Origin of the sequence: Streptomyces sp. NBC_00873 (assembly GCF_045207415.1) — a bacterium.
GTDB lineage: Bacteria > Actinomycetota > Actinomycetes > Streptomycetales > Streptomycetaceae > Streptomyces.
Map to the genome: position 1 here is coordinate 5,961,924 of NZ_CP108803.1, position 26,668 is coordinate 5,988,591.

At 71.3% G+C, this 26,668-nt stretch carries 22 protein-coding genes, 2 tRNA genes and 2 pseudogenes; 11 read left to right on the forward strand and 15 right to left on the reverse strand.

Features of this window, described 5'->3' with window-relative positions; translation table 11 throughout:
• Positions 1-40 precede the first annotated feature (40 nt).
• Positions 41-1,090, forward strand: a complete 1,050-nt coding sequence (locus OH809_RS27535) for an LLM class flavin-dependent oxidoreductase (RefSeq protein WP_406424943.1) — start codon at positions 41-43, stop codon at positions 1,088-1,090.
• 51 nt (positions 1,091-1,141) lie between these two features.
• Here the strand turns inward: OH809_RS27535 and OH809_RS27540 are convergent, their stop codons facing one another.
• The gene (locus OH809_RS27540) at positions 1,142-2,989 is read right to left on the reverse strand and encodes a putative bifunctional diguanylate cyclase/phosphodiesterase (RefSeq protein ID WP_406419731.1); all 1,848 of its coding nucleotides are present in this window, start codon (positions 2,987-2,989) and stop codon (positions 1,142-1,144) included.
• Between the two features lie 517 nt (positions 2,990-3,506).
• On the opposite strand from OH809_RS27540, the gene OH809_RS27545 reads away from it, so the two are divergent.
• Positions 3,507-4,721, forward strand: coding sequence for a M6 family metalloprotease domain-containing protein (locus tag OH809_RS27545; protein WP_406419729.1), 1,215 nt, complete (start codon positions 3,507-3,509; stop codon positions 4,719-4,721).
• A 59-nt stretch (positions 4,722-4,780) separates the two neighbouring features.
• Here OH809_RS27545 and OH809_RS27550 read toward each other — a convergent pair.
• The 7 genes from OH809_RS27550 to OH809_RS27580 form a co-directional block, all read right to left on the reverse strand.
• Positions 4,781-4,854, reverse strand: a tRNA-Lys gene (locus tag OH809_RS27550).
• A complete protein-coding gene (locus tag OH809_RS27555) occupies positions 4,845-5,585 on the reverse strand; it encodes a bifunctional DNA primase/polymerase (RefSeq protein ID WP_406419727.1) in 741 nt (246 codons plus the stop codon). Before OH809_RS27555 ends, OH809_RS27550 begins: the two co-directional genes overlap by 10 nt.
• A 207-nt stretch (positions 5,586-5,792) precedes the next feature.
• On the reverse strand, positions 5,793-6,134 hold the full coding sequence (locus tag OH809_RS27560; RefSeq protein WP_406419725.1) for a hypothetical protein: 342 nt from the start codon (positions 6,132-6,134) through the stop codon (positions 5,793-5,795).
• A gap of 318 nt (positions 6,135-6,452) precedes the next feature.
• Complete coding sequence (locus OH809_RS27565) at positions 6,453-7,787, reverse strand: AAA domain-containing protein (RefSeq protein ID WP_406419723.1); 1,335 nt, start codon at positions 7,785-7,787, stop codon at positions 6,453-6,455.
• Positions 7,784-9,397: a hypothetical protein gene (locus OH809_RS27570; protein WP_406419721.1), complete on the reverse strand. Its 1,614-nt coding sequence runs from the start codon at positions 9,395-9,397 to the stop codon at positions 7,784-7,786. Before OH809_RS27570 ends, OH809_RS27565 begins: the two co-directional genes overlap by 4 nt.
• Positions 9,388-10,581, reverse strand: coding sequence for a hypothetical protein (locus tag OH809_RS27575; RefSeq protein ID WP_406419719.1), 1,194 nt, complete (start codon positions 10,579-10,581; stop codon positions 9,388-9,390). Before OH809_RS27575 ends, OH809_RS27570 begins: the two co-directional genes overlap by 10 nt.
• Positions 10,481-11,413 carry a phosphatase PAP2 family protein gene (locus tag OH809_RS27580; protein ID WP_406419717.1) on the reverse strand — a complete coding sequence of 311 codons (933 nt, stop codon included), beginning with the start codon at positions 11,411-11,413 and terminating at the stop codon, positions 10,481-10,483. Before OH809_RS27580 ends, OH809_RS27575 begins: the two co-directional genes overlap by 101 nt.
• Before the next feature lie 246 nt (positions 11,414-11,659).
• Here OH809_RS27580 and OH809_RS27585 point away from each other — a divergent pair, with 246 nt between their 5' ends.
• Entirely contained in the window at positions 11,660-12,256 is a 597-nt protein-coding gene (locus OH809_RS27585; protein ID WP_406419715.1) for a histidine phosphatase family protein, read from the forward strand.
• Positions 12,257-12,342: 86 nt separating this feature from the next.
• On the opposite strand, the gene OH809_RS27590 is transcribed toward OH809_RS27585, so the two are convergent.
• Positions 12,343-13,707 carry a tetratricopeptide repeat protein gene (locus tag OH809_RS27590; protein ID WP_406419713.1) on the reverse strand — a complete coding sequence of 455 codons (1,365 nt, stop codon included), beginning with the start codon at positions 13,705-13,707 and terminating at the stop codon, positions 12,343-12,345.
• A gap of 239 nt (positions 13,708-13,946) precedes the next feature.
• Between OH809_RS27590 and OH809_RS27595 the strand changes: the two genes are divergently transcribed.
• The 3 genes and pseudogenes from OH809_RS27595 to OH809_RS27605 all read left to right on the forward strand — a co-directional run.
• Positions 13,947-14,444, forward strand: coding sequence for a hypothetical protein (locus tag OH809_RS27595; RefSeq protein ID WP_406419711.1), 498 nt, complete (start codon positions 13,947-13,949; stop codon positions 14,442-14,444).
• Between the two features lie 80 nt (positions 14,445-14,524).
• Positions 14,525-15,415, forward strand: coding sequence for a spermidine synthase (locus OH809_RS27600; RefSeq protein ID WP_406419709.1), 891 nt, complete (start codon positions 14,525-14,527; stop codon positions 15,413-15,415).
• Positions 15,416-15,419: 4 nt separating this feature from the next.
• Positions 15,420-15,599 (forward strand): annotated as a pseudogene (locus OH809_RS27605) (substrate-binding domain-containing protein); the annotation flags it as partial.
• A 109-nt stretch (positions 15,600-15,708) separates the two neighbouring features.
• Here the strand turns inward: OH809_RS27605 and OH809_RS27610 are convergent.
• The 3 genes and pseudogenes from OH809_RS27610 to OH809_RS27620 form a co-directional block, all read right to left on the reverse strand.
• Positions 15,709-15,781, reverse strand: a tRNA-His gene (locus OH809_RS27610).
• A 126-nt stretch (positions 15,782-15,907) separates the two neighbouring features.
• Positions 15,908-16,510 carry an oligoribonuclease gene (gene orn, locus OH809_RS27615; protein ID WP_406419707.1) on the reverse strand — a complete coding sequence of 201 codons (603 nt, stop codon included), beginning with the start codon at positions 16,508-16,510 and terminating at the stop codon, positions 15,908-15,910.
• Between the two features lie 10 nt (positions 16,511-16,520).
• Positions 16,521-17,706, reverse strand: a pseudogene (locus OH809_RS27620) (helix-turn-helix domain-containing protein).
• Between the two features lie 426 nt (positions 17,707-18,132).
• On the opposite strand from OH809_RS27620, the gene OH809_RS27625 reads away from it, so the two are divergent.
• The 4 genes from OH809_RS27625 to OH809_RS27640 all read left to right on the forward strand — a co-directional run bounded on the left by OH809_RS27625 (position 18,133) and on the right by OH809_RS27640 (position 21,385).
• Entirely contained in the window at positions 18,133-18,408 is a 276-nt protein-coding gene (locus OH809_RS27625) for a hypothetical protein (protein WP_406419703.1), read from the forward strand.
• A gap of 328 nt (positions 18,409-18,736) precedes the next feature.
• Positions 18,737-19,258, forward strand: a complete 522-nt coding sequence (locus OH809_RS27630; RefSeq protein WP_406419701.1) for a universal stress protein — start codon at positions 18,737-18,739, stop codon at positions 19,256-19,258.
• Between the two features lie 66 nt (positions 19,259-19,324).
• Positions 19,325-20,503 carry an IS701 family transposase gene (locus tag OH809_RS27635; RefSeq protein WP_331744016.1) on the forward strand — a complete coding sequence of 393 codons (1,179 nt, stop codon included), beginning with the start codon at positions 19,325-19,327 and terminating at the stop codon, positions 20,501-20,503.
• Between the two features lie 309 nt (positions 20,504-20,812).
• Positions 20,813-21,385, forward strand: a complete 573-nt coding sequence (locus OH809_RS27640; RefSeq protein WP_406419699.1) for an acetate uptake transporter — start codon at positions 20,813-20,815, stop codon at positions 21,383-21,385.
• A 110-nt stretch (positions 21,386-21,495) separates the two neighbouring features.
• On the opposite strand, the gene glmS is transcribed toward OH809_RS27640, so the two are convergent.
• The gene (gene glmS / locus OH809_RS27645) at positions 21,496-23,325 is read right to left on the reverse strand and encodes a glutamine--fructose-6-phosphate transaminase (isomerizing) (RefSeq protein ID WP_266985376.1); all 1,830 of its coding nucleotides are present in this window, start codon (positions 23,323-23,325) and stop codon (positions 21,496-21,498) included.
• Between the two features lie 43 nt (positions 23,326-23,368).
• Entirely contained in the window at positions 23,369-23,644 is a 276-nt protein-coding gene (locus OH809_RS27650) for a hypothetical protein (protein ID WP_384951187.1), read from the reverse strand.
• A gap of 302 nt (positions 23,645-23,946) precedes the next feature.
• Between OH809_RS27650 and OH809_RS27655 the strand changes: the two genes are divergently transcribed.
• Positions 23,947-25,584 (forward strand): beta-N-acetylhexosaminidase, encoded by a 1,638-nt coding sequence (locus OH809_RS27655; RefSeq protein WP_406419697.1) that lies wholly within the window; start codon positions 23,947-23,949, stop codon positions 25,582-25,584.
• Positions 25,585-25,769: 185 nt separating this feature from the next.
• Here OH809_RS27655 and OH809_RS27660 read toward each other — a convergent pair whose 3' ends face one another.
• The gene (locus OH809_RS27660; RefSeq protein ID WP_406419695.1) at positions 25,770-26,621 is read right to left on the reverse strand and encodes a siderophore-interacting protein; all 852 of its coding nucleotides are present in this window, start codon (positions 26,619-26,621) and stop codon (positions 25,770-25,772) included.
• Between the last annotated feature and the right edge of the window lie 47 nt (positions 26,622-26,668).

Below are 26,668 nucleotides of genomic sequence, written 5' to 3' on the forward strand. Positions count from 1 at the left end.
AGGCGACGAGAACCGAGGCGACGAGAGTCGCGGCGACGGCATTCGGGGCAGGGCCGAGGGAACGGCCCCCGTGCCGCTGTCGGTGCTCGACCTGGTGACCGTCGGCCAGGGCCGCACCGCGACCCAGGCGCTGCGTACCAGCGTGGACATCGCCCAGCTCGCCGAGCGCCGCGGCTACCACCGCCTCTGGGTCGCCGAACACCACTCCATGCCCGGCGTCGCCTCCTCGTCCCCGGCCGTGATCCTGGCCCACCTCGCCGCCCGCACCGAGCGGATCAGGCTCGGCTCCGGCGGGGTCATGCTGCCCAACCACGCCCCGCTGGTCATCGCCGAACAGTTCGGCACGCTGGAGGCCATGGCCCCCGGCCGCATCGACCTCGGCCTCGGGCGCGCCCCCGGCACGGACGGTGCGACCGCCGCCGCGCTGCGCCGCACGGACCGGCCGGGCGAGGGCGCCGAAGACTTCCCGCAGCAGCTCGCCGAGCTGACCCGGTTCCTGGACGACGACTTCCCGGACGGCCACCCGTACGCCCGGATCCATGCGGTCCCGGGCCCGGTGCAGGGTCCCGTGGGCCGCCCGCCGATCTGGCTGCTCGGCTCCTCCGGCTTCAGCGCCCGGCTGGCCGGGGTCCTGGGTCTGCCGTTCGCCTTCGCCCACCACTTCTCGGCGCAGAACACGATTCCGGCGCTCGACCTGTACCGGGACTCGTTCAAGCCGTCCGCGGGGCTGGACGCCCCGTACGCCCTGATCGGCGTCTCGGCGCTGGCAGCCGATGAGGAGCGCGAGGCCCGCCGCCAGGTCCTGACCGGTGCCCTGTCGATGGTCCGCCTGCGCACCGGCCGCCCCGGTCTGATCCCGACGCCGGAGGAGGCGGAGGCCTATGCCTTCAGTCCGATGGAGCGGGAGTTCGTCGACAGCTGGCTGGGCAATGTCATCCACGGGACGGCGGACGAGGTGCGCAGCGGTCTGGACGACCTGGCCAAGCGGACCGGGGCGGACGAGCTGATGATCACGGCGAATGCGCATGGCGGGGAGGCGCGGCTGCGCAGCTACGACCTGATCGCGGATGCGTACGGGTTGCGTGGCTGAGAGGCCCTCGGGCCGGTCGGTGCGACCGTTCTGCCCTGGGGCGCGGCTCTCTCAGAGCCCCAGGGGGCTCGTCCCGATGAGTTCTGCGATGCGCTCCGGGGCCACCGCCCGGGAGTAGAGCCAGCCCTGCCCCGTGTCGCAGCCGATCCGCCGGAGCCGTTCCGCCTGGTTCACGGTCTCCACGCACTCCGCGGTGACGGTCAGCCCCAGCCGGTGCGCCAGCTGCACCATCGCCTCGACGATCGTCTCGTCGGCCGGGCTGGGGTGGGCCCCGTCCTCGTACCGGAAGCCGCGTACGAACGAGCCGTCCAGCTTCAGTACGGAGACCGGCAGCCGGCTCAGATAGGCGAGGTTCGAGTAGCCGGTCCCGAAGTCGTCGATGGCGATCCGGACGCCCATGTCGCTGAGAGTCCGGAGCGCCTCCAGCGGGCGGCCCGCCGAGCCCATCACCGCTGACTCGGTCAGTTCCAGCTGCAGCAGTCCGGGGGCCAGGCCGGTCTCGGCGAGGATCTCGGCGACATCGGTGACCAGGTCGGAGTCCCAGACCTGCCGTACGGCGACATTGACGCTGATGAAGAGCGGCTGCTCGGCCGGATGGTCCAGCTGCCAGCGCCGGGCCTGACGGCAGGCCGACCGGAGCACCCAGCGGCCGAGCTGGACGATCGAGCCGTCCTCCTCGGCGATCGCGACGAACCGATTCGGTGAGAGCATGCCGAACTGCGGGTGGTTCCAGCGGACCAGAGCCTCCACCCCTCGTACGACTCCGTCGGCCATCCCGACAAGCGGCTGGTACTCGATGGTGAACTCGCCGCGCTCGACGGCGGGCCGGAGCGTGGAGGAGAGCGCCTGCCGTGTCATCCGGTGCGCGTTGCGCTCGGGGTCGAAGAGGGTCCAGCGTGCCTTGCCGTCCGCCTTCGCCCAGTACAGCGTGGTGTCGGCGGCCTGCATCAGAGCGGTGGCCGAGGTCCCGGCGACGCCCCGCTCCACCACCCCGATCGACGCCGACACGGCCAGCCGTGTCCCGGCCAGGTCGAACGGCTTCTGGAGGGCGGTGAGCACCGCGCGGGCGAGATCGGTGAGTTGCTGCGTCCCGGCGGACTCCTCGACCAGGATCGCGAACTCGTCGCCGCCGAGGCGCGCCACGAGTGTGCTGCTGGTGCGGTGCAGGCTCTCCTGTTCGGCGCAGTCGGTGAGCCGGGCGGCGACGGCGGCGAGCAGCCGGTCGCCGATCCGGTGCCCCATCGTGTCGTTGACGGCCTTGAAGCCGTCCAGGTCGAGGTAGCAGAGCCCGATCCGGCCGTGCCGCGGGAGGCTGCCGTCCTCGTACGGCGGAGTCTCCAGGGCGGCGGAGAGCCGCTCGAAGAACAGTGTCCGGTTGGCCAGCCGGGTCACCGGGTCGTGCGTCTGGAGGTGGCGCAGCCGCTTCTGCAGCTCGTGGCGGTCGCTGATGTCGGCGACGGAGAGCAGCACGGGGCAGGCGCCCGGAGCGATCCCCGCCCCGGTCTCCGTGCCCGTCCCGGTCTCCGGCTCTGTCCCTGCGCCCGTCTTCGCGCCTGTTGCCCCGGTCTCCGGCATCGGCACGACGGTGATCTCGGCCCACATCGAGCGTCCGTCGGGGTGCTTGAGCCTGCGGGTGCAGCGGAACCGGGATCGCCGGCCGCGCAGCACCTCGCGGTACGCATGCCAGGTCCGGACGTCGGCGGAGAGGTCGAGCAGATCGGACGCGGACTGGGCGGTCAGCGCCGCGGCATCGGCGCCGAACAGCCCGCCGAGAGCGTCGTTGGCGCACAGGACCAGGCCCTCGCGGTCGACGACGGCCATCGGCAGCATGGCGCCGCGGAAGGCGGCCCGGTAATCGGCCGGGCGGGAGTCGACGGCTCCCGGGCCGACCGGTTCCATGTGACGCTCCGTGACACACGGTCGCACGGTGGGGGGCGCTGTGCCTGCCGCGGGCCTCGGCCCTTCGGAGGTTCCGCTCACCGCTCGCTCCCGCCGTGCAGTTCTGTCCTGAACAGTTGTGGTCGGACTGGCCCGCCGCGCGGAGCGCCGTTGTCCGAGGCGGGAACCACGCAGGAAAGCGTGGTGAAGCATAGATGCTGTTGTCTGGCCCGTTCCAGCTTCCCGGCCGTTGCGACCCCGGGGAGCACCCCGCATGGGTCATTCGCGCGTCTTTCCGGTTTGCCCATGACTGATTATTTCTGCGCGGCTCTGTTCCCTCACGTCGATCTTGGGTCTCCTTCACGTTGCCGCAGTGATCATTTGTGACTGTCCGTGAAAGGGCTCCGAGAGGCTGACTGCTGACCCGAGTGGGGCAGCACAACAGGGCGAATGCCCCCGAACCGGCACAGGGTGGATTGCGTGTATCCGCATCCCGCACCCGGAGGTCGATGTGCCGCCTCAGCGCAGGCTCGGGGGAGTGGAGAGACCGAGTCCGCGTGGTGTGGTGGCCGGTCTGATCTCTTTCCTGGCGCTCGCCTCCACCTCCCTCGTTGCGGGTCCGGCCGTGGCGGCCACGGGTGAAGCCGGCCCCTGCGCCCTGCCCAGGACGGGGGCGCACCACACGCTCGGCCTGGACGAGTGGGACGGCGCATACCCGCGCCCCGACCACGCCCTCGACGCGGTCATGATCTTTCTCTCGTTCCCCGACGCCCGCCCCGTCACCACCCCCGCCGAGCTCGCCGCCGACTACTTCCCCGCCACCACACAGTTCTTCCGGCGCGCCTCGTACGGGAAGTTCACCCTGCGCCCGCACCCGCAGCACCAGTGGGTCCAGATGCCCCACAACTCCACGTCGTACGGCATGAAGCGCGACTGGGACGACAAGCGGCGCAGCTCCTATCTGCGCGACGCGATCGCCGCGGCCGACGACCAGGTCGACTTCTCGAAGTACGGCATCGTCTATCTGGTCGCCGACCCGGACGCGCCCGGCGTCGACTCCGACGCCACCAAGGTCGTCAACTTCGACCAGCCGCTGCACGCCGACGGCACGGACATCAGGCGTGTCGTCACCGTCTTCGAGCAGCATCCGCCGGACCGGAACGTGCTGGCCCACGAGACCGGGCACATCTTCGACCTGCCGGACCTCTACCACCGGCCGTCGGACGGCAAGGGCGACTGGGACACGTACGTCGGCGACTGGGACGTGATGGGCAGCCAGTTCGGACTCGCGCCGGACCTTTTCGGCTGGCACAAGTGGAAGCTGGGCTGGCTGGACCGCAGGCAAGTGACGTGTATCCAGCACAACCAGGACATCACCCTGGAGTCGATGGCCGCCGTGCCGGTGCACGGTGCTTCCATCGGCACGCGGCTCGCGGTGATCAGGACCGGTGAGGGCAGTGCCGTGGCGCTGGAGGCCCGCAGTGCCACCGGCAACGACCGGGCGACGTGCAGCGAGGGGGTGCTGATCTACCGGGTCCGCAACGAGACACCGTCCGGCGGCGGGCCGATCCAGGTCATCGACACCCACCCCCATACCGACGCCTGCTGGGACCGGTCGGTCTACCCGCCGCTCGCGGACGCCCCGCTGCGGGTCGGCGAGACGTACTCCGTCCCCGGCGAGCACACCCGGATCGAGGTCGCGGACCGGACGCCGTCGGGTGCGTGGACAGTCCGTATCGCCACGGGCACGTAACGCTGCCGCGACGGTAAACGAAGAAGCCCCTCGCTTTCGCGAGAGGCTTCCTCCGTCTGTGCGCCGCCAGGGACTCGAACCCCGGACCCGCTGATTAAGAGTCAGCTGCTCTAACCAACTGAGCTAGCGGCGCCTGCTGACGTCGTAGACATTAGCACCCTGATCGGCGGGAGGAAAAATCGAAATCCGAGCCGACCCGGTGGGCGCGGAGCGGGTCACGCGCACACAGGCCCAGAGCAGTACGTCGGGGCCCGGCAGCCAAGGGGTGCGGGTGTCGGGGGCGACCACCCAGCGGGGCCCTGACGACGAGGAGTCGCAGGCCAGGGGCGGGACGGTCACCGCGTCACCGGTGCCGTGGCAGAGCAGCGGCGGGACCCTGCCCTCGTGGTCCTCACTCTCCCGGAGCGCCTCGGGGCCGCGCTCCGCCGCCTGCTCGCGGCTGGTGCCCCACTCCTCCCAGTCGAGCAGCGACGGCAGCCGCTGGGCGGTGCCGGGGGCGGCGAACAGCAGCATCCGCCCGCGGTGCGTGGCGACCGGGCCGGAACCCGGGCCGTCGGCCCACAGGTGCTCCAGCATCCGCCGCCCGAAGAGTGCCGGCGCATTGACCACGTCGAACGCCGATCCGCACGGCAGCACGCCGGGGGAGCCGGGGTGGGCCTGCCACTGGGCGAGCGCGGAGCGCGGATACGCGGTGGCGCCGGCCAGCCAGGCCGCTCCGGCCGCGGTGACCTGAGCGGTCTGGTCACCGGCTCGGTCCCGCAGGACCGCGAAAACATCGGCACCGCGGCGGGTGCCGACGCGGGGCCCGGCGCAGGTGCCGGAGCCGGGATGCAGGGTGGTCTCGTCTCGCAGCCATGCGCTCATGACTACCGGTTTACCGGTAGTGACACTGTGGATTGCAAGAGTTGTCGGAAACCCGGACAGGGTGGGATGGGGAGGAGTATCTTGCGCGCGGGCATATGCCAGCGGCCCGGAGTCAGATCCGGAGCGAGAGCCGGTGCCGGAGCCTGAGGCCCCGTCGCCGGATCCGGAGTCGGTCGTGGACGCGGCCAGGGGCCGGACGCTCCGGCGTCACGGCCGCGCGCCGCCCAGCAGACTCCAGCCGAACTCGACCATCTTCTTCGCGTAGTCCTCGGTCCACTCCGCACGCTGCGCGATGTCCGCCGTGGTGAGCCGGTCGAACCGGCGCGGATCGGCCAGCTGCGCGGCGGCGATCGCCTGGTACTCCACCGCCCGGTCGGTCGCGGCGCGGAAGGCCAGCGTCAGCTCGGTGGCGCGGGCCAGCAGCTCCTCCGGGTCGTCCATCGACTCCAGGTCGAAGAAGTGCTCGGGGTCGGCGACCGCCGCCGTCGGCTCGAAGAGCAGGGGCGCGGGGCGCAGCCGCTGCTGCTCCTTCCGCTCGGGTTGTGCCATGTGGTGTTCCTCCTTCGGTGGGCCCGACGGCCACCCTCCATTGTCCAACCGTCCGCAAGTGGGCTTCGGGGGCGGTGCGCGGGGGCGCACCGGGTCGCCGCCCGGCACGGCGCACGCCCCCGACGGCCCATCGCCCGGGATCCGGCAGTGTTACGGGCACCATGGGACGCGGTGTTCCGCGAGGTGGGCGAGGACCGCGTGGTTCGCCTCCCACCCGTCGGGGCTGTAACCATTGGCCGCCTCCGGCGGCATGCCGGACTCCGTCCGGCGGATGGGGCGCGGCAGCCGGCGTCCGCTGGGCAGGCACCGAGGCGTCGGTCAGGGGCGCCAGACCACCCGGTGCTCGGACCAGTGATCCCATGTGGACATCATTGCCTCCCACCCGTCGGGAAACTTGACCGTGACGCCGAGCTGGACCGGTTCCGTCGACGGGTGCTCGTCCAGCAGGTCCGCGACGCCGGCACGGCAGACCACGATGCAGGCGTGACGGTGGCGGGACGCCAGGACGCACAGCCGGCCCGTCTCCAGATGGAACGCCGTGGCGTCCGGGCGGCCGGACAGCGGGTGCAGGACCACCGTCACATCGAACTCGCGGCCCTGGAGCCGGTTCGCCGTGTCCACCGCCACACCCGTCACACCGAGCTCGGCGAGCGCCGCCCGTACCGCCGCCGCCTGGTCCCGGTGGGCCGTGCCGACCGCGACCCGGTCCGCCGTCACCGGGGCCGGGCCGGGGGAGCGCTCGCTCGTCGCCGCGCCGCCCCGGTCCAGCAGCCGGCGGACCACCAGGGCCACCGCCCGTACCGCCTCCGGGTCCGTGCGCGGGGTGTGCCGGGCCGGGAGTTCGAGCAGGCCCCAGCCGGACTCCGCGGCCTCGTCCAGCACCCGGTCCGGGGCGGAGCCGTCCGACGGGACCCCGAACGCCAGCCGCCGGTCGCCGTGATCCGTACCGCTGCGGAACGGGGTGTACGGGTAGAACGCGTCCGAGACCAGCCGCGCGGCCGACGCGGGCAGCCGCCACGACACCGGCAGCCGGCGCTGCGGCAGCTCGGGGTTGTGCGCCAGCAGCGTCGAGACCGCGCTTGCCGACGGGTCGTACGACAGCCCCGCCCACTGGTCCGCGCCGACGATGGAGAACGGGTCCAGCTGGCCCGGATCGCCGACGAACAGCGCCCTTTCGAAGAGCCCCGCGACGGCCAGCAGCGCGTCCGAGCGCATCTGGTACGCCTCGTCGACGATCGCGTGCCCCCACGGCTCGACGTTCTTCACATGAGCCCACTTGGCGGCCGTCGAGATGACGACATCAAGTCCGGCCAGATCCCCGGCCTTCGCCGACTTCCGTACGTTGGCCAGGCCGTCCAGCACCTTGTCGTACGGGTCCGCGTCGTTGCTGTGCAAGCGCCCGACCGGCAGCCCCGGGTCCTTCTCGGCCAGCCGCACCACCAGGTCGTCGACCTGGGCGTTGGTCTGCGCGACCACCATCAACGGGCGGCCTGCTGACGCGAGTTCGAGCGCGGCGCGCACCACCAGCGTCGACTTTCCCGCACCCGGCGGGGAGTCCACCACGATGCCGCGGGCCGTGCCGTTCAGCGTGTCGTCCAAGATCTGGGCGGTGGCCCGCCCCGCCTCGGCGCCCGGATCGAATACGGCCGTCACAACAGGTCCTCCGGGGTCACGGGGTCGGGGTTCTCGGAATGTCCGGCGGCGCCCGGCGGGCCGCCGTGCGTCCACGGCGTCTCCTCCGGGTCCGGCAGCTTCGGGCCGCTGCGCTGGTCGTGCTCGAACAGGGTCCAGACGATCCGGTCGCCCGGCTCCGGCAACGAACCCGGGGCCGGCTCCTTGCTCCGGCCCATCCGGTCGGTGATCCGCAGCACCAGCAGCCGCTCCTCGGCGTCCGGGAGATCCTCGGAGGCGTACGCCACGAACTCGGCGGTCTGCGGCTTGCCGTCCAGCGTGCGGTACACCTTCGTGCGCTCACCGAGATGAGGGTGCTCGCCCGTCCGGACCGTGACCAGCGGACGCGGCGAGGGCCGCTTCGACTCGCTGTACGCCATCACCACCTCGGCCACCTCCCCGACGAACGCCTCACCGGCCAGCCGGCGCCCGGCGAGCACCAGCGGGTCGTCCAGTGCCTCCTGCGCCTCCAACTGCGCCTGCGCCGTCTCCCGCGAGGCCAGCTTTGCCGCCGCCGTCACCGCGTCGTCCCGGCGCGGCTGCGGCGGCTCCCCGGCCCGCACCCGGTCCCGGTGGCCGGTGAACGACCACCGGTCCCGGGTCCACCGGTCCTCGGTCCTGGACCCGGCCGGCAGCTCCCGCATCAGGTCGAGCCCCCGCCACACCGCGTCCCAGGTCGGCCGCGCCACCCCGGCCAGCAGTGACCTGATCTCCCGCTCGGCGGCCGTCAGTTCGGCGAGCCGGGCGTCGGCCGCGAGGCCGTCCTCGGCCGCCGCGAGCGACGTGCGCGCCCGGTCGTACTTATCGATCGCGGGCGCGAGCAGCCGGTTGTCGAACGCCGGATCCGTCGCCGGACCGGCGGGCGGGCAGAGCAGCTGGCCACCGGCGTCCCGCTGCAACTCGGCCCGGAGCGCGGCCTCCGCACCGGACTCGCCCACCGCAGGGTCGATCCAGGCGAGCAGCGCCCCCAGATGTTGGTCCTCCAGCGTGGACTGTCCGGTCGCCCAGTGCCGGTTCAGCAGATCGGTCATGGCGAGGAGCAGCGAGGAACCCGGCACCCGGGCCCGCTCCCCGTAATGCGTGAGCCAGCGGCCCAACAGCGGGACCCTGGCCGGCGCCGGGTACGGGGTGTCCGGGTCGTCCTCGGCGGTGCGCCGGAACCGCATGGACCGGCCCAGCAGCCGTACGAAGTCGAGACCCGCCCGGCTCGGCACGATCAACTGCGGCGCGTCCGTGCACAACTCGACCTCGACCTTGACCTTCTTTCCGGTCTCGGGATCGATCTCATTGCGCTCGGCGGGCTCCACCACGTCCGTGTACGTCTCGATGTGCGGCAGGACCGCCTCGGCCAGCTCGGCGAGGAAAGCGAACCGCAGGTCGCGGTCGCGCGGCTGGGCCACGGCGAGCAGCCGGGGCGCGTCCCGGTCCGTTCCGACGAGGGCGCCGAGCGGGGCGCCCGCCTCACCGGCGGTGGTCAGCGGTACGAGAACGAGCGGCGCACCGGTGAGATGACGGTGCCGGACGGTGGCCATCGGCTGCGCCCGCCCGCTCTCCACGGCCTCCAGCCGCGCCAGGGTGCTGATCAGAGACATGCCGGGCTTCCTTCCAGGTGCGCGCCCCGGTGCTCCAGCGCCTCCGCGCGCAGGGCCGCGGCGCGGCGCAGGGCGGCGACCGTGGGGTCGGCCGGATCGCCCTCCTTGCCCGCCGCCGCGGCCAGTACCGCGCCCACCGTCGTCAGACCGCCGAGCTCACCCCGTACGCTCCGCCCCAGCGCCTCCACCGCACCGGCCGCACGCGCCTTCGCCCGGCAGTGGAAGGCCAGTTCGCACGCGGCCAGGCACTCCGGTGCGTACGCCGCCGTGACCGCGTCGACCGCGGCCGTCAGCTCCTGCGCGGAGCACTCCGGGTCGAAGGTGGTGCCTACGGGCAGGGCGGCCGCGATGTCCTCGACCCGGGTCAGCCGGGTCAGCTGGCGGCGGGTGACCGCGCGCTGCTTGCGCACGTCGACGACCGACGCCGTCGGCAGGTTGGAGAAGTCCTTCGGACAGACCAGCAGCACCCGGTGGCCGACCTCCGCCCCCGCCGTGACCGCCGCGATGCGCTCCAGCGCCAGCACATACACCGCCGACTGCCGGGCCGCCGCGCCGACCTTCGCCGCGTCCGCCGAACTGTCGATCACCGGAAACGACTTGATCTCCACGACCGTCCACCGGCCGTCGGGGTGCACCACCACCGCGTCCGGCTCCAGATAGGCGGGCGAGCCCGCCACCTCCAGGGCCAGCATCGGGTGATCGAGCAGAGCCCAGCCACCCGCCTCGGTCGCCGCCCGCAGCGCCAGCGCCGTACGCGCCGCACGGCCCTCGGGACCCGCCGCCGCCAGATCCGGCACCCGGACCTCGCGCGGCGCCTCGCCGCCGCCGCCGAGCCGCTCGTACAGCAGGCGCATCAGCTCCGTGCCGCCGTCGGCCTTGACTCTCGCCTCGAACGCGTTGCCCCGCATGAAAGCGAACTGCGACTGACCGAACGCGGCCGGAGAGCCGAGCGCGGCCGCCAGCGCGGCCTTGTCCACCCCGGCGCCGTCCAGCAGGGCGCGCCGCTTGCAGCCGGGGTTGGCGGCGAGGGCGGCCAGCGCGCGGGCATCGAGCGGATGCGGCGCGACGGCGGGACCGCGCAGTTCAGCGAGCCGCTGCCGGAGTGTCGTCGCCTGCTGCGTCGGCCGATGCTGCGACATCGATGGAGTCTGCGGAGGAGGTCCGCTGGCCGGGGATTCGCTCACCCGCCGAAGTCTTGCATCCGGCACTGACAACAGGGGACTTCGTGACCGGGACGGCCGCAGCGGTGCGGGCCCCTGCCGCTGCCCTGATCCGGTCGACGAGCCGCATCAGCGGCGTGGTGAGCAGCGCCCCGACGCCCATCACCGCGGCGCCCGCGACCGCGTCGAGGAAGTAGTGGTTGGCCGTGCCCATCACGACGAACGTGGTGAGGATCGGGTACACGACACCCGCGGCCCGGAGCAGCGGGTGCCTGCCGTGGCGCCACAGCAGGATCCCGCACCACAGCGCCCAGCCGACGTGCAGGCTCGGCATCGCCGCGTACTGGTTGGTCATCCAGCCCATGCCGCGCGGCGCACTCGCCTCGGCGCCCCACCAGCCGTACGAGCTGTACTGGGCCATGGTGTCGACGAAGCCGTGTGTGGCGTGGAGCAGCCGCGGCGGGCAGGTCGGCACCAGCGCGAAACCGATCAGACCGAGCAGCGTGGACGTCATCAGCCAGGTGCGGGCGGCGCGGTACGCGGCCGCGCGCCGCCGGTAGATCCAGACCAGGACGGCCGGGGTGACCACGTAATGCAGTGAGGCGTACACGAAGTCGGCGGGTATGCCTATCATCGGATGGGCCGTCATCAAGCGGTTGAGCGGGTGCTCGGCGTTGAGGAAGAGCGTCTTCTCCAGATGAAGTATGCGCAGCCCGTGGTCGACGGCGGTCGACACATCGCTTCGGACCAGCAGCCGGCCCACCGAGTAGGCCGCGTACACGATCGCGATCAGCGGCAACTCGGCCCACCATCGAGGCCGGTGCCGCGACGCGGGCGCGGCGGTGGCAAGCGACATCCGGATGCTCTCCATCATGTGTTCATGTGCCTGACGGCGGGCGTTCAACCGTACGGCGCAGGTCGGTGGCGAATCCCCCCGGGGTCCCCTGTGGATGCCCCGTGCGCGCGGAGCCTTCTCCGCGGGGGAAGGGACGCCGATGCGGTCCCGGAGGTTGCCTCCCGGGCACGTGAGCGATGATGGACAAAGGCGGATGACCCGTCCCTGTTGTCGTTTTCTCCGATCCACATCACAGGGGGAGCCGTCATGGCACCGCGTATCCTGCTCGCCCGGCACGGCCAGACGGAATGGTCCGTCAAGGGCAATCACACCGGCAGGACGGACATCCCGCTGCTCGACGCGGGCCGCGAGGGCGCCAAGCTGCTGGGCGAGCGGCTGCACCGGAAACCGTGGGCGGACCTGCCGGGCCTCGAGGTCCGGACCAGCCCGCTCGTCCGCGCCAGGGAGACCTGCGAGATAGCCGGCTTCGCGGACCGGGCACAGCCGTGGGACGCGCTCATGGAGTGGGACTACGGGGCGTACGAGGGCATGACCCCGGCCGAGATCCAGGCGATCCGGCCGGGCTGGTTCATCTGGCGCGACGGGGTGCCGGAGGGCGAGACCCTCCCCGAACTGTCCGCCCGCGCGGACGAGATCGTGGCCTGGGCGCGCTCGGCCGACCGCGACGTGCTGGTCTTCGCGCACGGTCACATCCTGCGGGCGCTGGGGGCGCGCTGGCTGGGCGAGGACGTGTCGTTCGCGTCCCGCATCCGGCTGGACCCGACGTCGCTGTCGGTCCTGGGGTGGGCGTACGGGGCGCCGGCGCTGGAACGCTGGAACGACACGGGTCACCTGGACCGCTAGTGCCGCGACCGGCAAGGTTTGCCCCATCGCGGCACTAGGTCCCGCCGTTGCCCGGAGGTGCGGTGGGCGCTTCGCGGGGGCGGCCGTTACAGGTCCATCTCGCCGCACCGCTCCAGAAGCACCGCCACCTCCGGTGACCCGCGCTGTGCCCGCAACACCCGCACCGCCCCCGCCAACATCGCCCGGATCCGGGACGACTGCACATGGTCGAGCAGGTCCAGCACCTGGTGCCCCGTCGCGGCCGCCTCCGCCGCGGCCCCGGCATGCGCCAGGTCCGTCGTCAGCTCGGCCCGGTACAGCGCCAGGTTCCGGGTGAAGTGCGGGTCCTGCAGCTGTGTGGCCCGTCGCGCATGACGCGCCGCCCGCGGCCAGTCACCCAGCGCCGACCAGCACTGCGCCTCCAGCATCTCCAGCTCTGCTTCCCGGAAGAACGTCATCCACTCCGGGTCGGCATCGCGCGTCCCCCGTCCGAAGGCCTCGTGCGCCCGCCCCAGCGCCCGCTCGCAGCCGCTGCGATCACCGAGCCCCGCCCGGCCCCCCGCCTCCCGCAGTGCGAGCAGCGCCAGCAGTCGCGGTGAGCCCAGCGGCGTGGCCGCCCGCTGCCCGGCCTCCGCCGCCCGTACCGACTCCCGCGGCCGCCCCGTGTCCCTGGCCAGGAACGACGCGTTGCAGAACGCATGCGCCTCCAGCGCCGCGTCACCGGCCAGCCGCGCCGTCGCCAGCGCCTCCGCGTAGTGCGAGCGGGCGTCATCGAAACGCCCCGAGTCATGGGCCAGCCACCCCACCGAGATGGCCAGCTCACCCGCCCCGGCATGCAGCCGCTCGGACGTGGAGCGGCGGGTGGTCGTCCCCTCGTCCAGCAGCACGTACACCGCCCTCAACGGCTGCGCGGCCCGCCGGTAGAGGCCGTCGCCGCCGTGCCGGTCGTCCAGCAGCCTGATCTGCCGTACCGCCTTCTCGACGGCGGTCACTTCGGCCTCGCCGACCCGTCGCTGTGCGGGTCGCTGTGCCGGTACGGCAGCGGCAGCGGCGGCGGTGCCGAGGCCGAAGCCCAGGGATGCGGCCGCCATCGCGGTGGTGCCGCTGGTCATGAATACGCGACGCAGCACGTCGCTCTCCTCGTCGGTGTCGCTGTGGAGCGTGGGGGGCGGTGGGGTGTCGGGGATCTCGGCGGTGGCGCGCGCCCCTCGGCCGCGTACGGTCTCGCGCGACGAGAAGCCCAGGTCCGCCAGGGTCGCCCCGGGGAACATGTGCAGGAAGACTCGTTCGTACGCGTAGTTGGGACAGCGGATCTCGCCGGACTCCACGCGTCCGATGTACCGGGCGTCGCACGCGACCTGCTCGCCGATCTCACGGGCGGATCTGCGCACCGCGGCAGCGAACTCCCCGGCGGAGCGCGGTCCGCGCAGCCGCCGGAAAGCGAGGTTGGGAACTGCCCCTGTCGACACCATGGCTGGGCCCTCTCTGGTGCAAGCCGGGCCTGTTTCCGGTGTCCCGGCGGAGCAAGAAGGTACCTGCTGTGACGGACCGCACACGCAGTGTTTGCCTACAAAAGGGATATCTCGCCCGCGATCCGCCATGAACTGCCATCCTTTGCGGCGGCGTGGCACCGTAGCCCTTGACGTAGTCGACGCGTTGGTTCATGTGGAGACGGAGTCTGGCTCCGCCCGGCGATGAGAGGAGAGGTCCCTTGTTGCATCTCGGCACGGAGACCGGCTCACGGACGACTGCGACGACGACCGGTTCCGGGGCTGCGGAGCGTGAACCCGCCACCCCCGAACCCGCCACACCCCGGCCCCCAACCCCCGAGCCCGCCGTGGCGGAGCCCCTGCCGCTCCCCGGGCCCTGCGAGCTGGTGACCGTCCCCGCCCGCCAGGGCCTCGAAGCCGTCGACATCCTGCGCCGCGGCGCCGATCAGGAGGCAGTCGGCCCGGTCCTGCACGACGGCACCTGCGACACCCTCGGCTTCCTGGTGCCGCCGGGCACCGCCGAGGCCTGGGACGTACCGGGCAGTGCCTGTACGCAGACGAGCGGCCGCGGGCTCCGCATTCCCGCCGAGCCGCCGGTCTCCGGCAGCGGCTGGCTGCTGCCGCCCGCCGCCGACGCCCCGGTCACCGACCCTGCCGCGCTGCGGGCCGCCCTCGACCAGGCGGCCCGGCTGATCGAGGCGGCCGACAACTGCTGCTGAGCTCATAATGGCCGGGGGCGTGTTCCCCGCCGGTGCCGGTCCGGTACCGGAGCGATGAGCAGCGAGCAGGGGAAACAGCAGTGGCACGTCGAGGAGCATCCAGCGGTGGCGAGAACGCCCGGAAGCGTTCCGACCGCAGGCCGGAGAGCCTCGCCGAGGCGGTCGACGGCGGTCTCGCCGAGCTGATACCCGACCGGGAGCGCCCCCGTGCCTGGACGCTGAACCTCGACGGCGCCCCTCAGTCCCATGTCGACCTCGACGACCTCTCGCACCTCTCCTTCTCCTACCAGCGTCGGATCGGCCACATCGCGGATCTCGTCGCTCCCGCGCAGCAGCCCCTGCACGTCGTGCACCTGGGCGGCGGCGCCTTCACCCTCGCCCGCTACATCGCCGCGACCCGCCCCCGCTCCACCCAGCAGATCGTCGAGCTGGACGCGGCGCTCGTCCAGCTGGTCCGCCGGGAGCTGCCCCTGGACCCGCAGGCCCGGATCCGGGTCCGCTCCACCGACGCCCGCGCCGGGCTCGGGAAGATCCCGGACGACTGGGCGGATCTCGTCATCGCCGACGTGTTCAGCGGATCCCGCACCCCTGCCCACCTCAACAGCACCGAGTTCCTCACCGACGTACGCCGGGTGCTGAAGCCCACCGGGCAGTACGTGGCCAATCTCACCGACGGCCCGCCGCTGGCTCATCTCCGCGGCCAGATCGCCACCGCCGCCGCCGTCTTCCCCGAACTGGCCCTCGCCGCCGATCCGGCGGTGCTGCGTGGCCGCCGCTTCGGCAACGCCGTGCTGCTCGCCTCCGGGCTGCCGCTCAAGGTCGCCGAACTGACCCGCAGGGTCGCCACCGACCCGCACCCAGGACGCGTCGAACACGGCCGGGAACTCGCCGACTTCACCGGCGGCGCGGCTGCGGTGCGCGATGCGGACGCCCGTCCGTCTCCGGTACCGCCGTCCTCCGCGTTCCAGTGACTCAGGCCGACCGGACTCGGCCGTGGCCCGCCACATGGACCCCGCGCTCACCAGCGTGCGTCAGCCGATCGAGGAGATGGGCCGGGAGATGACCCGGTTGCTGCTCCAGGAGATCGCGGGCGAGGACCTGGAACGCCCGCAGATCGTGCTCCCCACCGAGCTGATCGTCCGCGACTCGTCGTGACGCCCGCCGCCGGGCCGATAACGGTGTGACGACCGTCACTCGGCCCCTTGGTGAGAGGGCATCACATGACGAAGGGCCCCGGTCCGAAGACCGGGGCCCTTCCCTTCAGGGTGAGTAACGGGACTCGAACCCGCGACATCCTGGACCACAACCAGGTGCTCTACCATCTGAGCTATACCCACCGTGTCCGGTCTTTTTCTGACCGGCCGAGAAAAAGTGTACAGGGTCCGAGAGGGTGCTCGCGCCCCAGTTGTTCAGCCGCTGATCCCGGACCTTGAAACGCCCGTGACCAGCGGCTTCCCGAGGTCCTACGACGGCGGCGCCGTCAGGCGTGTCGCGATGGCCTTGGCCTGCTCCGAGTCCGGCCCGGGCTGCGGTACGAAGATTGCCTCCCGGTAGTACCGCAGCTCCGTGATGGAGTCACGGATGTCCGCGAGCGCCCGGTGGTTGCCGTTCTTCTCCGGACTGTTGAAGTACGCCTTCGGGTACCAGCGGCGGGCCAGCTCCTTGACCGAGGACACATCGACGATCCGGTAGTGCAGGTAGCCCTCCAGGGCCGCCATGTCCCGGGCCAGGAATCCCCGGTCGGTACCGACCGAGTTCCCGCAGAGCGGTGCCTTGCCCGGCTCCTTCACATGCTCGCGCACATAGGCCAGCACCTGGGCCTCGGCGTCGACGAGCGTGGTGCCGTCGGCCAGCTCGTCGAGGAGGCCCGAGGCGGTGTGCATCTGCCGCACCACCTCGGGCATCGTCTCCAGGGCCCTGTCCGGCGGGCGGATCACGATGTCCACCCCTTCGCCGAGCACGTTCAACTCCGAGTCGGTGACCAGTGCGGCCACCTCGATGAGTGCGTCTTCCGTCAACGAGAGCCCGGTCATCTCGCAGTCGATCCACACCATGCGATCGTTCATACGACCCACCCTACGGGGCGCTGCGCTGCCCCGGCAGAGTCGGGCGCCCGGTGGCGTATGCGTCGGAGCCCGGCTTCCCGTGCTCCGGCTGCCCCGCCCCGGCCCTCCGGCTCGCGGACGTGCCCTGTGCGGGCACGGCCGTCTCGATCGCCGTCGCCACCGGCTCCATGGATCCGCCCTGCGGACGGCGGGCCCGGTACGCGGCCCGGTACGTGGCGGGGGAGGAGCCCAGCTGGCGCCGGAAGTGTCCGCGCAAGGCGACCGGCGAGCGGAAGCCGCAGCGGCCCGCGACCTCGTCGACCGAGTAGTCGGACGTCTCCAGCAGCCGCTGCGCCTGCAGCACGCGCTGGGTGATCAGCCACTGGAGCGGTGCGCTGCCGGTCAGCGAACGGAACCTCCGGTCGAAGGTCCGCCTGCTCATGTAGGCGCGCGCGGCGAGCGTCTCCACGTCGAACTGCTCGTGGAGGTGCTCCAGCGCCCAGGCCACGACCTCGGCGAGCGGGTCGGAGCCGATCTCCTCGGGTAAAGACCTGTCGAGGTAGCGCTCCTGACCGCCACTGCGCCGCGGGGGCACGACGAGCCGGCGGGCCAGTGCCCCGGCGGCCTCGGTGCCGTGGTCCGTGCGGACTATGTGCAGACAGAGATCGATCCCTGCCGCTGTCCCGGCGGAGGTGAGCACATCGCCGTCGTCGACGAACAGCTCGCGCGGATCGACGTGGACCGACGGGTAGCGCTTGGCCAGCGTCGGTGCGTACATCCAGTGCGTGGTCGCGGGACGGCCGTCCAGCAGCCCCGCGGCGGCGAGCACGAACGCGCCGGTGCACAGCCCGACGATGCGGGCCCCTTCCTCATGGGCGCGGCGCAGCGCGTCCAGTGCCTCGGCGGGAGGTGGCGAGGTGATCGAACGCCAGGCCGGGCACCACGACGGTGCCTGCCCTGCTGATCGCCTCCAGCCCGTAGGGCGCGGTGAGTTCGAGCCCGCCGGTGGTGCGCAGCGGCCCCTCCTCCCCGCCGCAGACGAGAAGTCGGTAGCGCGGAACTCCCGCGTCCTGGCGGTCGATCCCGAACACGGAGAGCGGGATGGAGCTCTCGAAGATGGGGCCGCCGCTGAACAGCAGGACGGCGACGACTTCCCGACGTCGTCGTCCGCCGAGCTTCCGTACAGCCTCCGTTGCGGCGGCGGAGTCCTGGCTCATGACGCTAAGCCCCCCTCGGTGTTCGCGTCTTCCTGGTCCTTACGGGCCTGTCGCTCCTGCACGTTTCCCCTCGGTCTTGCACGAGTCCCCAGTCTTCGGCACTCAAGATCGAATCTACTGCGTCTCGTGGCGCCGTCGTGACAAGTTGACCAACCAGCGCTATGTCGACATGGCCACTTGGCGGGAAGCATTCGATCACGAAGCGTTCCACCCCCGGGCCGTGCAGGGAAGTGCGCCTCCCGTTCGTGGCCCGTCCCTATCGGGTGGAAGCGTACCGCGTGGTCTCTTCTTGCCTGGTGGCAAGGGGGTTGATCGGCCAATTCACCAAGGAATCGACAGGGGTGAGAAGTTGGCTGAAAATATACGGTTGCGTGTGCCGGATTTAGTCGTTTGACCGGCGCACGACCCCTCCGTACGACTGCTCGTGTGCGCCCCCTCGGTCCGGTGGGCGGCCACGCGTTCGGACCGGCGGAGCAGGATGCGGCAGGCGGCGGTGCCGACCCGCGAGGCCGGGAGCGAGGGCGCCCGGCATCGCCGGCGGATGTGCTGTACGCCACGAGGGCGGCCGGTTCGGGCAGGCGGCTGAACACCGCCCGGCGGACCACGCCGGTCGCGGACCGGTCGGCGGTGGTGACGGGCACGGTCGGTCGGTCGGGCGGGGCGGGTGCGGGCGCCGCGCCGCTCCCCGGGGCGGCGCGGTGATTCGGTGCGGTGGTCACCCTGCGGGTGGTGACTCTGTGGTGCGGCTCGGTCGCCGACGGGTGTCCGCCGCGGCCGGTCACCCGGTACCGTCCCCCGGTCGGGCGGCCTCGGTGTACCACGCAACCGGCATTGCCATCCGCGGCTGCCTCGGGCATGCTCCGTGGAACGTCGCACGCGCTTTGCGGGGGTCTGGGCAGTGGAGGAGTGGGGCCGTACCCTTGGGGGTAAGGGGTTGGGAAGATGATTCCCGGACACCACAACACCGCCCGCTGATACACCTTCCCCAAGCCGCTCTCTCCTCACGAGGACTCTCTTCGCCGAGACACCGATGGCCGGTCACGAAATCCCCGAACCCGCGGACCGCAAGCGGGTAGCCGACCCACTGTCGGACCCCCTGGCGGTCGAAGAACCACGCCACTCCTGCGATCCCGCCTTCCGGCATGGGGTCGTGGTCGGCTTCGACGGCTCCATGTCCAGTGAGCGAGCCCTCGCCTATGCCATCGGGATGGCTCGAAGATCAGGTTCCGGCCTGATCATCGTCCATGTCGCCAATCGGCTGCCGACCACGGTCTGGGCAGGCTGCGAGCCGCCCGTCTTCGTCGATGTACCCGATCACCGCACCGAGGTCCTCGGTCTGGAGCTCGCCTGTGCGGACTACCTCTCCGAGGTGCCGTGGGTGCTCGTCGAGCGGGGCGGCGACATCTGCCACGAGCTGGAAGAGGTCGGCCGGGAGTACTCGGCCGACGCGATCGTCGTCGGCTCCACGCACGGCATCGTCGGCAGGATCTTCGGCTCGGTGGCGGGGCGGCTGGCGCGGCGCGCCCAGCGTCCGGTCGTGGTCATTCCCTAGTACTGCAACCGCATCTGGCGTGACGGACGGCGTTGTGTCTCGTTGGTGTGACTGTGTGCTGATGTGCTGACGGTTGAGCAGGTCGAGTCGTGGTCCGAGGGGGTAGCCGGGCTCCATGCCCGGTTCGCCCACCGTTTCGGCAGGTCGGAGCCGCGTGAGCGGGCGCTTGACTATCTGACCGGGTTGCTCGCGCCGCTGGAGATGAAGAACGGGTGGACGCTGTCGGAGCAGGTCGGGCAGCTGCGCCCGGACTCGGTCCAGCGCCTGCTCAACCACTCCGACTGGGACGAGAACGCCGTCCGCGACGACATCCGCGACTTCGTCGTGGAGACCATCGGCAGTGCGGACGGCGTCCTGATCTGCGACGACACCGGCTTTTTGAAGAAGGGCACCAAGTCCGCCGGTGTCCAGCGGCAGTACTCGGGCACCGCGGGCCGGACCGAGAACTGCCAGATCGGGACCTTCCTGGCCTACGCCTCGGCGAAGGGGCGAGCCCTGATCGACCGGGAGCTCTACCTGCCGTCTTCCTGGACCGATGACCGGGACCGCTGCCGCGCTGCCGGGATCGACGACGAGGTGCCCTTCGCGACCAAGAACGAGCATTTCCGGCAGATGCTGCAACGTGCCATCGACGCCGGCGTTCCGTTCGCCTGGGTGACCGCGGACGAGGCGTACGGGCAGGTCAAGCACACACGGGCCTGGCTGGAGGAACGCAAGATCGCGCATGTCCTGGCCACCAAGGTCAACGACACCGTGATCACCACCAGTTGGGCCGAGTCGCGCGTCGACGACCTCATCGCCGCGCTGCCACGGCAACGCTGGAAGCGTCTGTCGGGCGGGCAGGGCGCGCACGGGGAACGGATCTACGACTGGGCCCGCGTCGCAATCCGCCCCTGCTGGGAAGAGGGATTCGGGCACTGGGTCCTGGCCCGCCGCAGTGTCAGCGACCCCACCGAGATCGCTTACTACGTCTGCTACGGACCGGCCATCTCCCGGCTGAAAGACCTGGTCAGGGTGGCCGCCACGAGGTGGGCAGTGGAGGAGTGCTTCCAGACCGCGAAGGGCGAGTGCGGCCTGGACCACTACCAGGTCAGGCTCTACCGGGCGTGGTACCGGCACATCACCCTGGCCATGGCCGCACTCGCCTACCTGGCTGCCGTCCGCGCCGCAGAAGCCGCAAAAGGGGCACCGCAGACGACGAGCAAGACCTCATACCCCTCAGCGTCCCGGAGATCCGCCGGTTGATGGGCCACCTCGTCAAGCCCCGTCACCAGACCAACGAGCACCATCTGCACTGGTCACGCTTTCGACGACGCAGCCAGGCCCGAGCCCGCCGCTCCCACTACAAACGTCGAGGCCACAACCCCCAAATGCGGTTGCAGTACTAGGACTCTTTCGTCCTGACGCGGCGGCGTCCTGGCCGGATGGCCGACATGGCGTCAACTCGCCCTTGAAAACAGGCAATCTACCCACCCGTAAAGGTGAATTGTGCGCTTGTGAAGGGTACATAAGGGTCACTGGGAAACAGCACCACTGCCTTGAAGGGAGCCCGCCGTGGACAATGACGTCTCTGCGGGAAGCAGCAGCACCTCCACCCTCGGCCATCTCGCCCTGGGACTCACCCTGTTGGCGTTCGGCATCGGTCACACCCGGGTCATCGACGGGGTGACGGCGGCCGACGCCGTCTCGCTCGCGCTGTATGTCGGCGGTATCGCCCTGTTCGTCGCCGGACTGCTGGAGTTCCGCGGCGGCAGCGCCTTCACCGGCACGGCCTTCGTCGGGCTCGGCGCCTTCTGGTTCACCTGGGGCACCGGTGCCGATGCCCATGTCTCCGGTCACGCGGCGGGGCTGTTCCTGCTGCTCTGGGCGCTGTTCGCGCTGAGTCTCACCTTCGGGGCGGCCGGCGGCGGTCTGCTCGCGCAGGGGACGTACGCACTGCTCTTCCTGGGGCTTCTGCTCCTGGGCGTCGGGCAGTTCGCCGGCAGTGACGGGCTCGGCAAGGTCGGCGGCTGGCTGGCCGCGGTGGCCGGTCTCGCCGCCTGGTACGGAGCGACGGCGGCGCTGGCCAAGTGGCCGACGGCGTTGCCGGGGCGTGCTGCCGGCCGGGGTGTGACGGCCGCCGGCTGAGGCACTCACCGGCCGGTGCGACCTGGGGCGGCACCGGCCAACGGGAGAGAGCGGCCCCGCACCTTTCGTGACGTGGTGCGGGGCCGCTCTCCTGCCGTACGGGTGGCGGGCTACTCGACGGTGACGGACTTCGCGAGGTTCCGCGGCTTGTCGATGTCACGGCCCATGGCCAGCGCCGTGTGGTATGCGAAGAGCTGGAGCGGGATGCCCATCAGGATCGGGTCCAGCTCGTTCTCGTTCTTCGGCACCACGATGGTGTGGTCGGCCTTTTCCTGGACCTGGTGCGCGACCGCGAGGATCCGGCCGCTGCGGGCCTTGATCTCCTCCATCGCGGCGCGGTTCTTCTCCAGCAGGTCGTCGTCCGGCACGATCGCGACCGTCGGCATCGCGGGCTCGATCAGAGCCAGCGGGCCGTGCTTCAGCTCGGACGCAGGGTAGGCCTCGGCGTGGATGTACGAGACCTCCTTGAGCTTCAGCGAGGCCTCACGGGCGACGGGGTAGCCGCGCACCCGGCCGATGAACATCATCGACTTGGCGTCCGCGTACTCCGCGGCCAGCTTCTTGATCTCGTCCTCGTTCTCGAGGATCTCGGTGATCTGCGCGGGCAGCCTGCGCAGCCCCTCGATGATCCGCTTGCCGTCGGCGACCGACAGGTCGCGGATGCGGCCCAGGTGCAGGGCGAGCAGCGCGAACGCGACCACCGTGTTGGTGAAGCACTTGGTGGAGACGACGCAGACCTCGGGGCCGGCGTGGACGTACGTACCGCCGTCGGCCTCCCGGGCGATTGCCGAGCCGACCACGTTGACCACACCGAGGACCCGTGCGCCCTTGCGCTTGAGTTCCTGGACGGCGGCCAGCACGTCGTACGTCTCACCGGACTGGGAGACCGCGACGTACAGGGTGTCGGGGTCGACGACCGGGTTGCGGTAGCGGAACTCGGAGGCGGGCTCGGCGTCCGCGGGGATGCGGGCCAGCTCCTCGATGAGCTGGGCGCCGATCTGGCCCGCGTGGTACGAGGTGCCGCAGCCCAGGATCTTGATCCGGCGGACCCCGCGCGCCTCACGGGCGTCCAGGTTGAGACCGCCCAGGTGCACGGTGGAGAACCGGTCGTCGATGCGGCCGCGCAGCACCCGGTCGACGGCGTCGGCCTGCTCGGAGATCTCCTTGTGCATGTACGTGTCGTGGCCGCCCATGTCGTACGACTCGGCCTCCCACTCCACGGTGGTCGGCGTGGCCGTCGTGGACGAGCCCTCCGTGGTGTACGTACGGAAGTCGTCGGCCTTGAGGGTGGCCATCTCGCCGTCGTCGAGGGTGACGACCTGACGGGTGTGGGCGACCAGCGCGGCGACGTCGGAGGCGACGAACATCTCCTTCTCGCCGATGCCGAGGACGACCGGGGAGCCGTTGCGCGCGACGACGATGCGGTCGTTGAAGTCGGCGTGCATGACGGCGATGCCGTACGTGCCCTCGACCGAGCGGAGCGCCTCGCGGACCTTCTCCTCCAGGGTGTCCGCCTGCGCACGGGCGATCAGGTGGACCAGCACCTCGGTGTCGGTCTCGGAGAGGAAGACGATGCCGTCGGCGACGAGCTTCGCACGGAGCTCGGAGGCGTTGTCGATGATGCCGTTGTGGACGACGGCGACCTTGTTCTCGGCGTCCAGGTGCGGGTGGGCGTTCTCGTCGCTCGGGGCGCCGTGGGTGGCCCAGCGGGTGTGGGCGATGCCGGTGGTGCCGGTGAAACGCTTGGGGACGCGGGCCTCCAGCTCGCGGACCCGGCCCTTCGCCTTGACCATCTTCAGCGTGGCGGGCTTTCCGGCCGCTGCCTTGCCGGTGATGACGATGCCCGCGGAGTCGTACCCCCGGTACTCCAGCCGCTGCAGCCCCTCCAGCAGCAGCGGTGCCACATCACGCTTTCCGATATATCCGACGATTCCGCACATGGATTCTCTGCCCCTCCATCGACGTTGTTGTGGTGCCTGGTGCTCAGCCGTAGACGATGCGGCGCAGCTGGCGGAGCGAGAGCTCCGGCGGCGCGACCGCCCGGTGCGGCAGCTCGGCGGCGATGCGTTCGAAGATCTCCGTGTTCACCAGGCCGCCGGACTGCAGTTCGCGGTGGCGGCGGCGGACGAAGTCGTCGGTCGTCTCGTCGAAGTACGCCAGCACATCGAGGATCACCCGGGCGGCTTCGCCGCGCTGGAGCGCGGTGGAGCGCACCAGGTGATCGATGAGGTCGTCGTGCGACGAGCGGCGTTCAGGCACTCGTCGATATTGCGGTGAATGGAGCCTCAACGCAAGAATTCTGCCCGATATCGGGCAAGGGTGAGTGTGATCACGCTCTCTTTCGCGCCCGGGCCGGGGCCAGAACCGCCCGGGAGTCACCCGGAGGTGCTTCGGCGCGGACGGCGGTCTCGCCCGGCGCCTCGCATGCCGGGTGATTCCGTCGGCCGCAGAACGGGGAAGTGGTCTACACCTTGACCACGCGTGAGGTGCACGATACGCATGGTGATGGTTCGTTGCTCAGGAGATCCACAGGTGTGAACCCGTCGAAAGGGACCCGGCTTGTGAGACTGCACAGGACACAGCGCACCGCACTTCCCCGTCTGCTCGGCTCGCTGCTGCTCGTCACGGCGGCCGGAATCTCCAGTGTCGGCGCGGCTCCGGGAGGAGCCGCGGCGCACAGCGGCCAGGCCCCCGCCGCCGCGCCCCGTCCGCTCGGGCAGATCGTGCCCGCCCCCGCCGAGGTGAAGGCGGGCGGGTCTCCATACACCATCACCGCGGGAACGAAGATCCGCATCGACGACGACTCCGGCGAGGCCCGGAGGATCGGCACCTACCTGGCGGGCGTGCTGCGCCCCTCCACCGGGTACGCCCTGCCGGTCACCGACCGCGGCGGCAGTGACGGCATCCGGCTCCGGCTCGGCTCCCACGACAGCGAGCTGGGCGCGGAGGGCTACACGCTGAAGTCGAGCCACGGATCCGTCACCATCACCGCGCGCGGCCCGGCAGGCCTCTTCCACGGCGTCCAGACGCTCCGTCAGCTGCTCCCGGCGGACGTGGAGAAGAACAGCCGCCAGGCGGGGCCGTGGCAGGTCGCGGGAGGCACGGTAACGGACGCGCCGCGCTACGCGTACCGCAGCGCGATGCTCGATGTCTCCCGGCACTTCTTCTCCGTCACCGAGGTCAAGCGCTACATCGACCAGCTCGCCCTCTACAAGATGAACAAGCTCCATCTGCATCTCTCCGACGACCAGGGCTGGCGCATCGCCATCGACTCCTGGCCGCGGCTGGCCACGTACGGCGGGCAGACCGAGGTCGGCGGGGGAGTCGGCGGCTACTACACCAAGAGCGACTACAAGGAGATCGTCCGGTACGCCTCCTCCCGCTACCTGGAGGTCGTCCCGGAGATCGACCTGCCGGGCCACACCAATGCGGCACTCGCCTCGTACGCCGAGCTGAACTGCAACGGGGTCGCACCGCCGCTCTACACCGGCACGAGCGTCGGTTTCAGCTCGCTGTGCGTGCCGAAGGCGATCACGTACACGTTCGTGGACGACGTGGTCCGTGAGCTGGCCGCGCTGACGCCGGGCAAGTACCTCCACATCGGCGGCGACGAGGCGCACTCCACCACCCACGACGACTACGTGACCTTCATGAACAGGGCGCAGGCCATCGTCGGCACGTACGGCAAGACCGTGGTCGGCTGGCATCAGCTGACCGGGGCCACGCCCGTCGCGGGCGCGGTCGCCCAGTACTGGGGTTACGACCGGACGGGCGCCGCCGAGCGCAAGCAGGTGGCGGACGCGGCGAAGAACGGCACGAAGCTGGTGCTGTCCCCTGCGGACCGTACGTATCTCGACATGAAGTACAACAAGGACACCGAGCTGGGCCTGGCCTGGGCCGGCTATGTCGAGGTGCAGCGTTCGTACGACTGGAACCCGGCGACGTACCTCGAAGGCGCCCCGGAGGGCTCGATCCTCGGGGTCGAGGCGCCGATCTGGTCGGAGACGGTGACGAACAGCGACGAGGTCGAGCAGATGGCGTTCCCGCGGCTGCCGGGCGTTGCGGAGCTGGGCTGGTCGCCGGCGTCCACGCATGACTGGGACGCGTACAAGGTGCGGCTCGCGGCGCAGGGTCCGAGGTTCTCGGCGCTGGGGATCGACTACTACCGGTCGGCGCAGGTGCCGTGGCCTGCGCAGTGAGGTGACCGGACGTCCTGCTGACGCTCTGTCCCCGGTCGCCGGGCGGGCTTGATCTTCCGGGCCCGCCCGGCGACCGGGGCAGTTCCCAGCACCCCTCTCGGCAGGCTCGGCCCGTCGCGCCGCCCAGCACGCCCGCTCGCCGCGATGGTTCCTCGCCCCCCCACGGGACGCCGAAGTTGTCCGGATTACGCGTCCTTGGTGACCGCTTCCGCGCGCAGCTGCTCCTCACTCATCCCGCGACGCCAGTAGCCGACGAACGTCACCCGCCGGCGGTCGAACCGGCGCTCGTGGACCAGATGGCGGCGCGGCGCCCGTACATGCGACGACTCGCCCGCGATCCACACGTACGGGGTCCCCTCGGGCAGCTCGGCGGCGCGTACGGCGTCCACGGCCGACGGCGCGCCCTCGTCCCGGACGAGCCAGCTGATCCGGGCGAGGGCCGCGGTGCCCAGCGCCTGACGGTCCTCGGTGTGCTGGACCTCCAGCCAGACCCGGGCCCGCATGCCGACGGGCAGCCACTCCAGGGCTGCCGACGCGGCGGGAAGCGCCGTCTCGTCGGCCCAGATCAGCACCCAGTCGGTGCCCTCCGGGGGCCGGAAGCGGACGGCCGTGTTGTCCTCGACGGCCGGGCCGAGCGCCTTGAGGAGATCGCCGGGGGCGGCGGCGGTGGCCCAGCGGCAGGCGGGTCCGCCGTCCTCGTGCAGTGCGAAGTCGATATCGATTTCGGTCGATCCGTCAGGGTCGCGGCGCTGCGCGCGGACGGTGTACGAGCGCATGACGGCCCGTATGTCCTCGGGCAGGGCACGCCAGGCGGCGAACCAGTTGCCGTCCTTGCCGACCGGAACGACTGGTTCCGGCTGGCCGGGGTGCGGCAGGAACAACGACAGGCTCTGGTCGCGGCCCCCAGCGGCGAAGCCGTCGAGCCCCGGACCGCCGAAGGTGATCCGGAGCATGGAGGGCCCCAGCCGCCTGGTCCGGGTGACCGTCAGGCCGAAGAACCGGAAGGGGGCGACGGGGGGTGCGGCTGCGGTCGTCATACGAGGGCTCCTTCCAGGAACCGGGAAGCGAAGGAAAACGGCCCGGC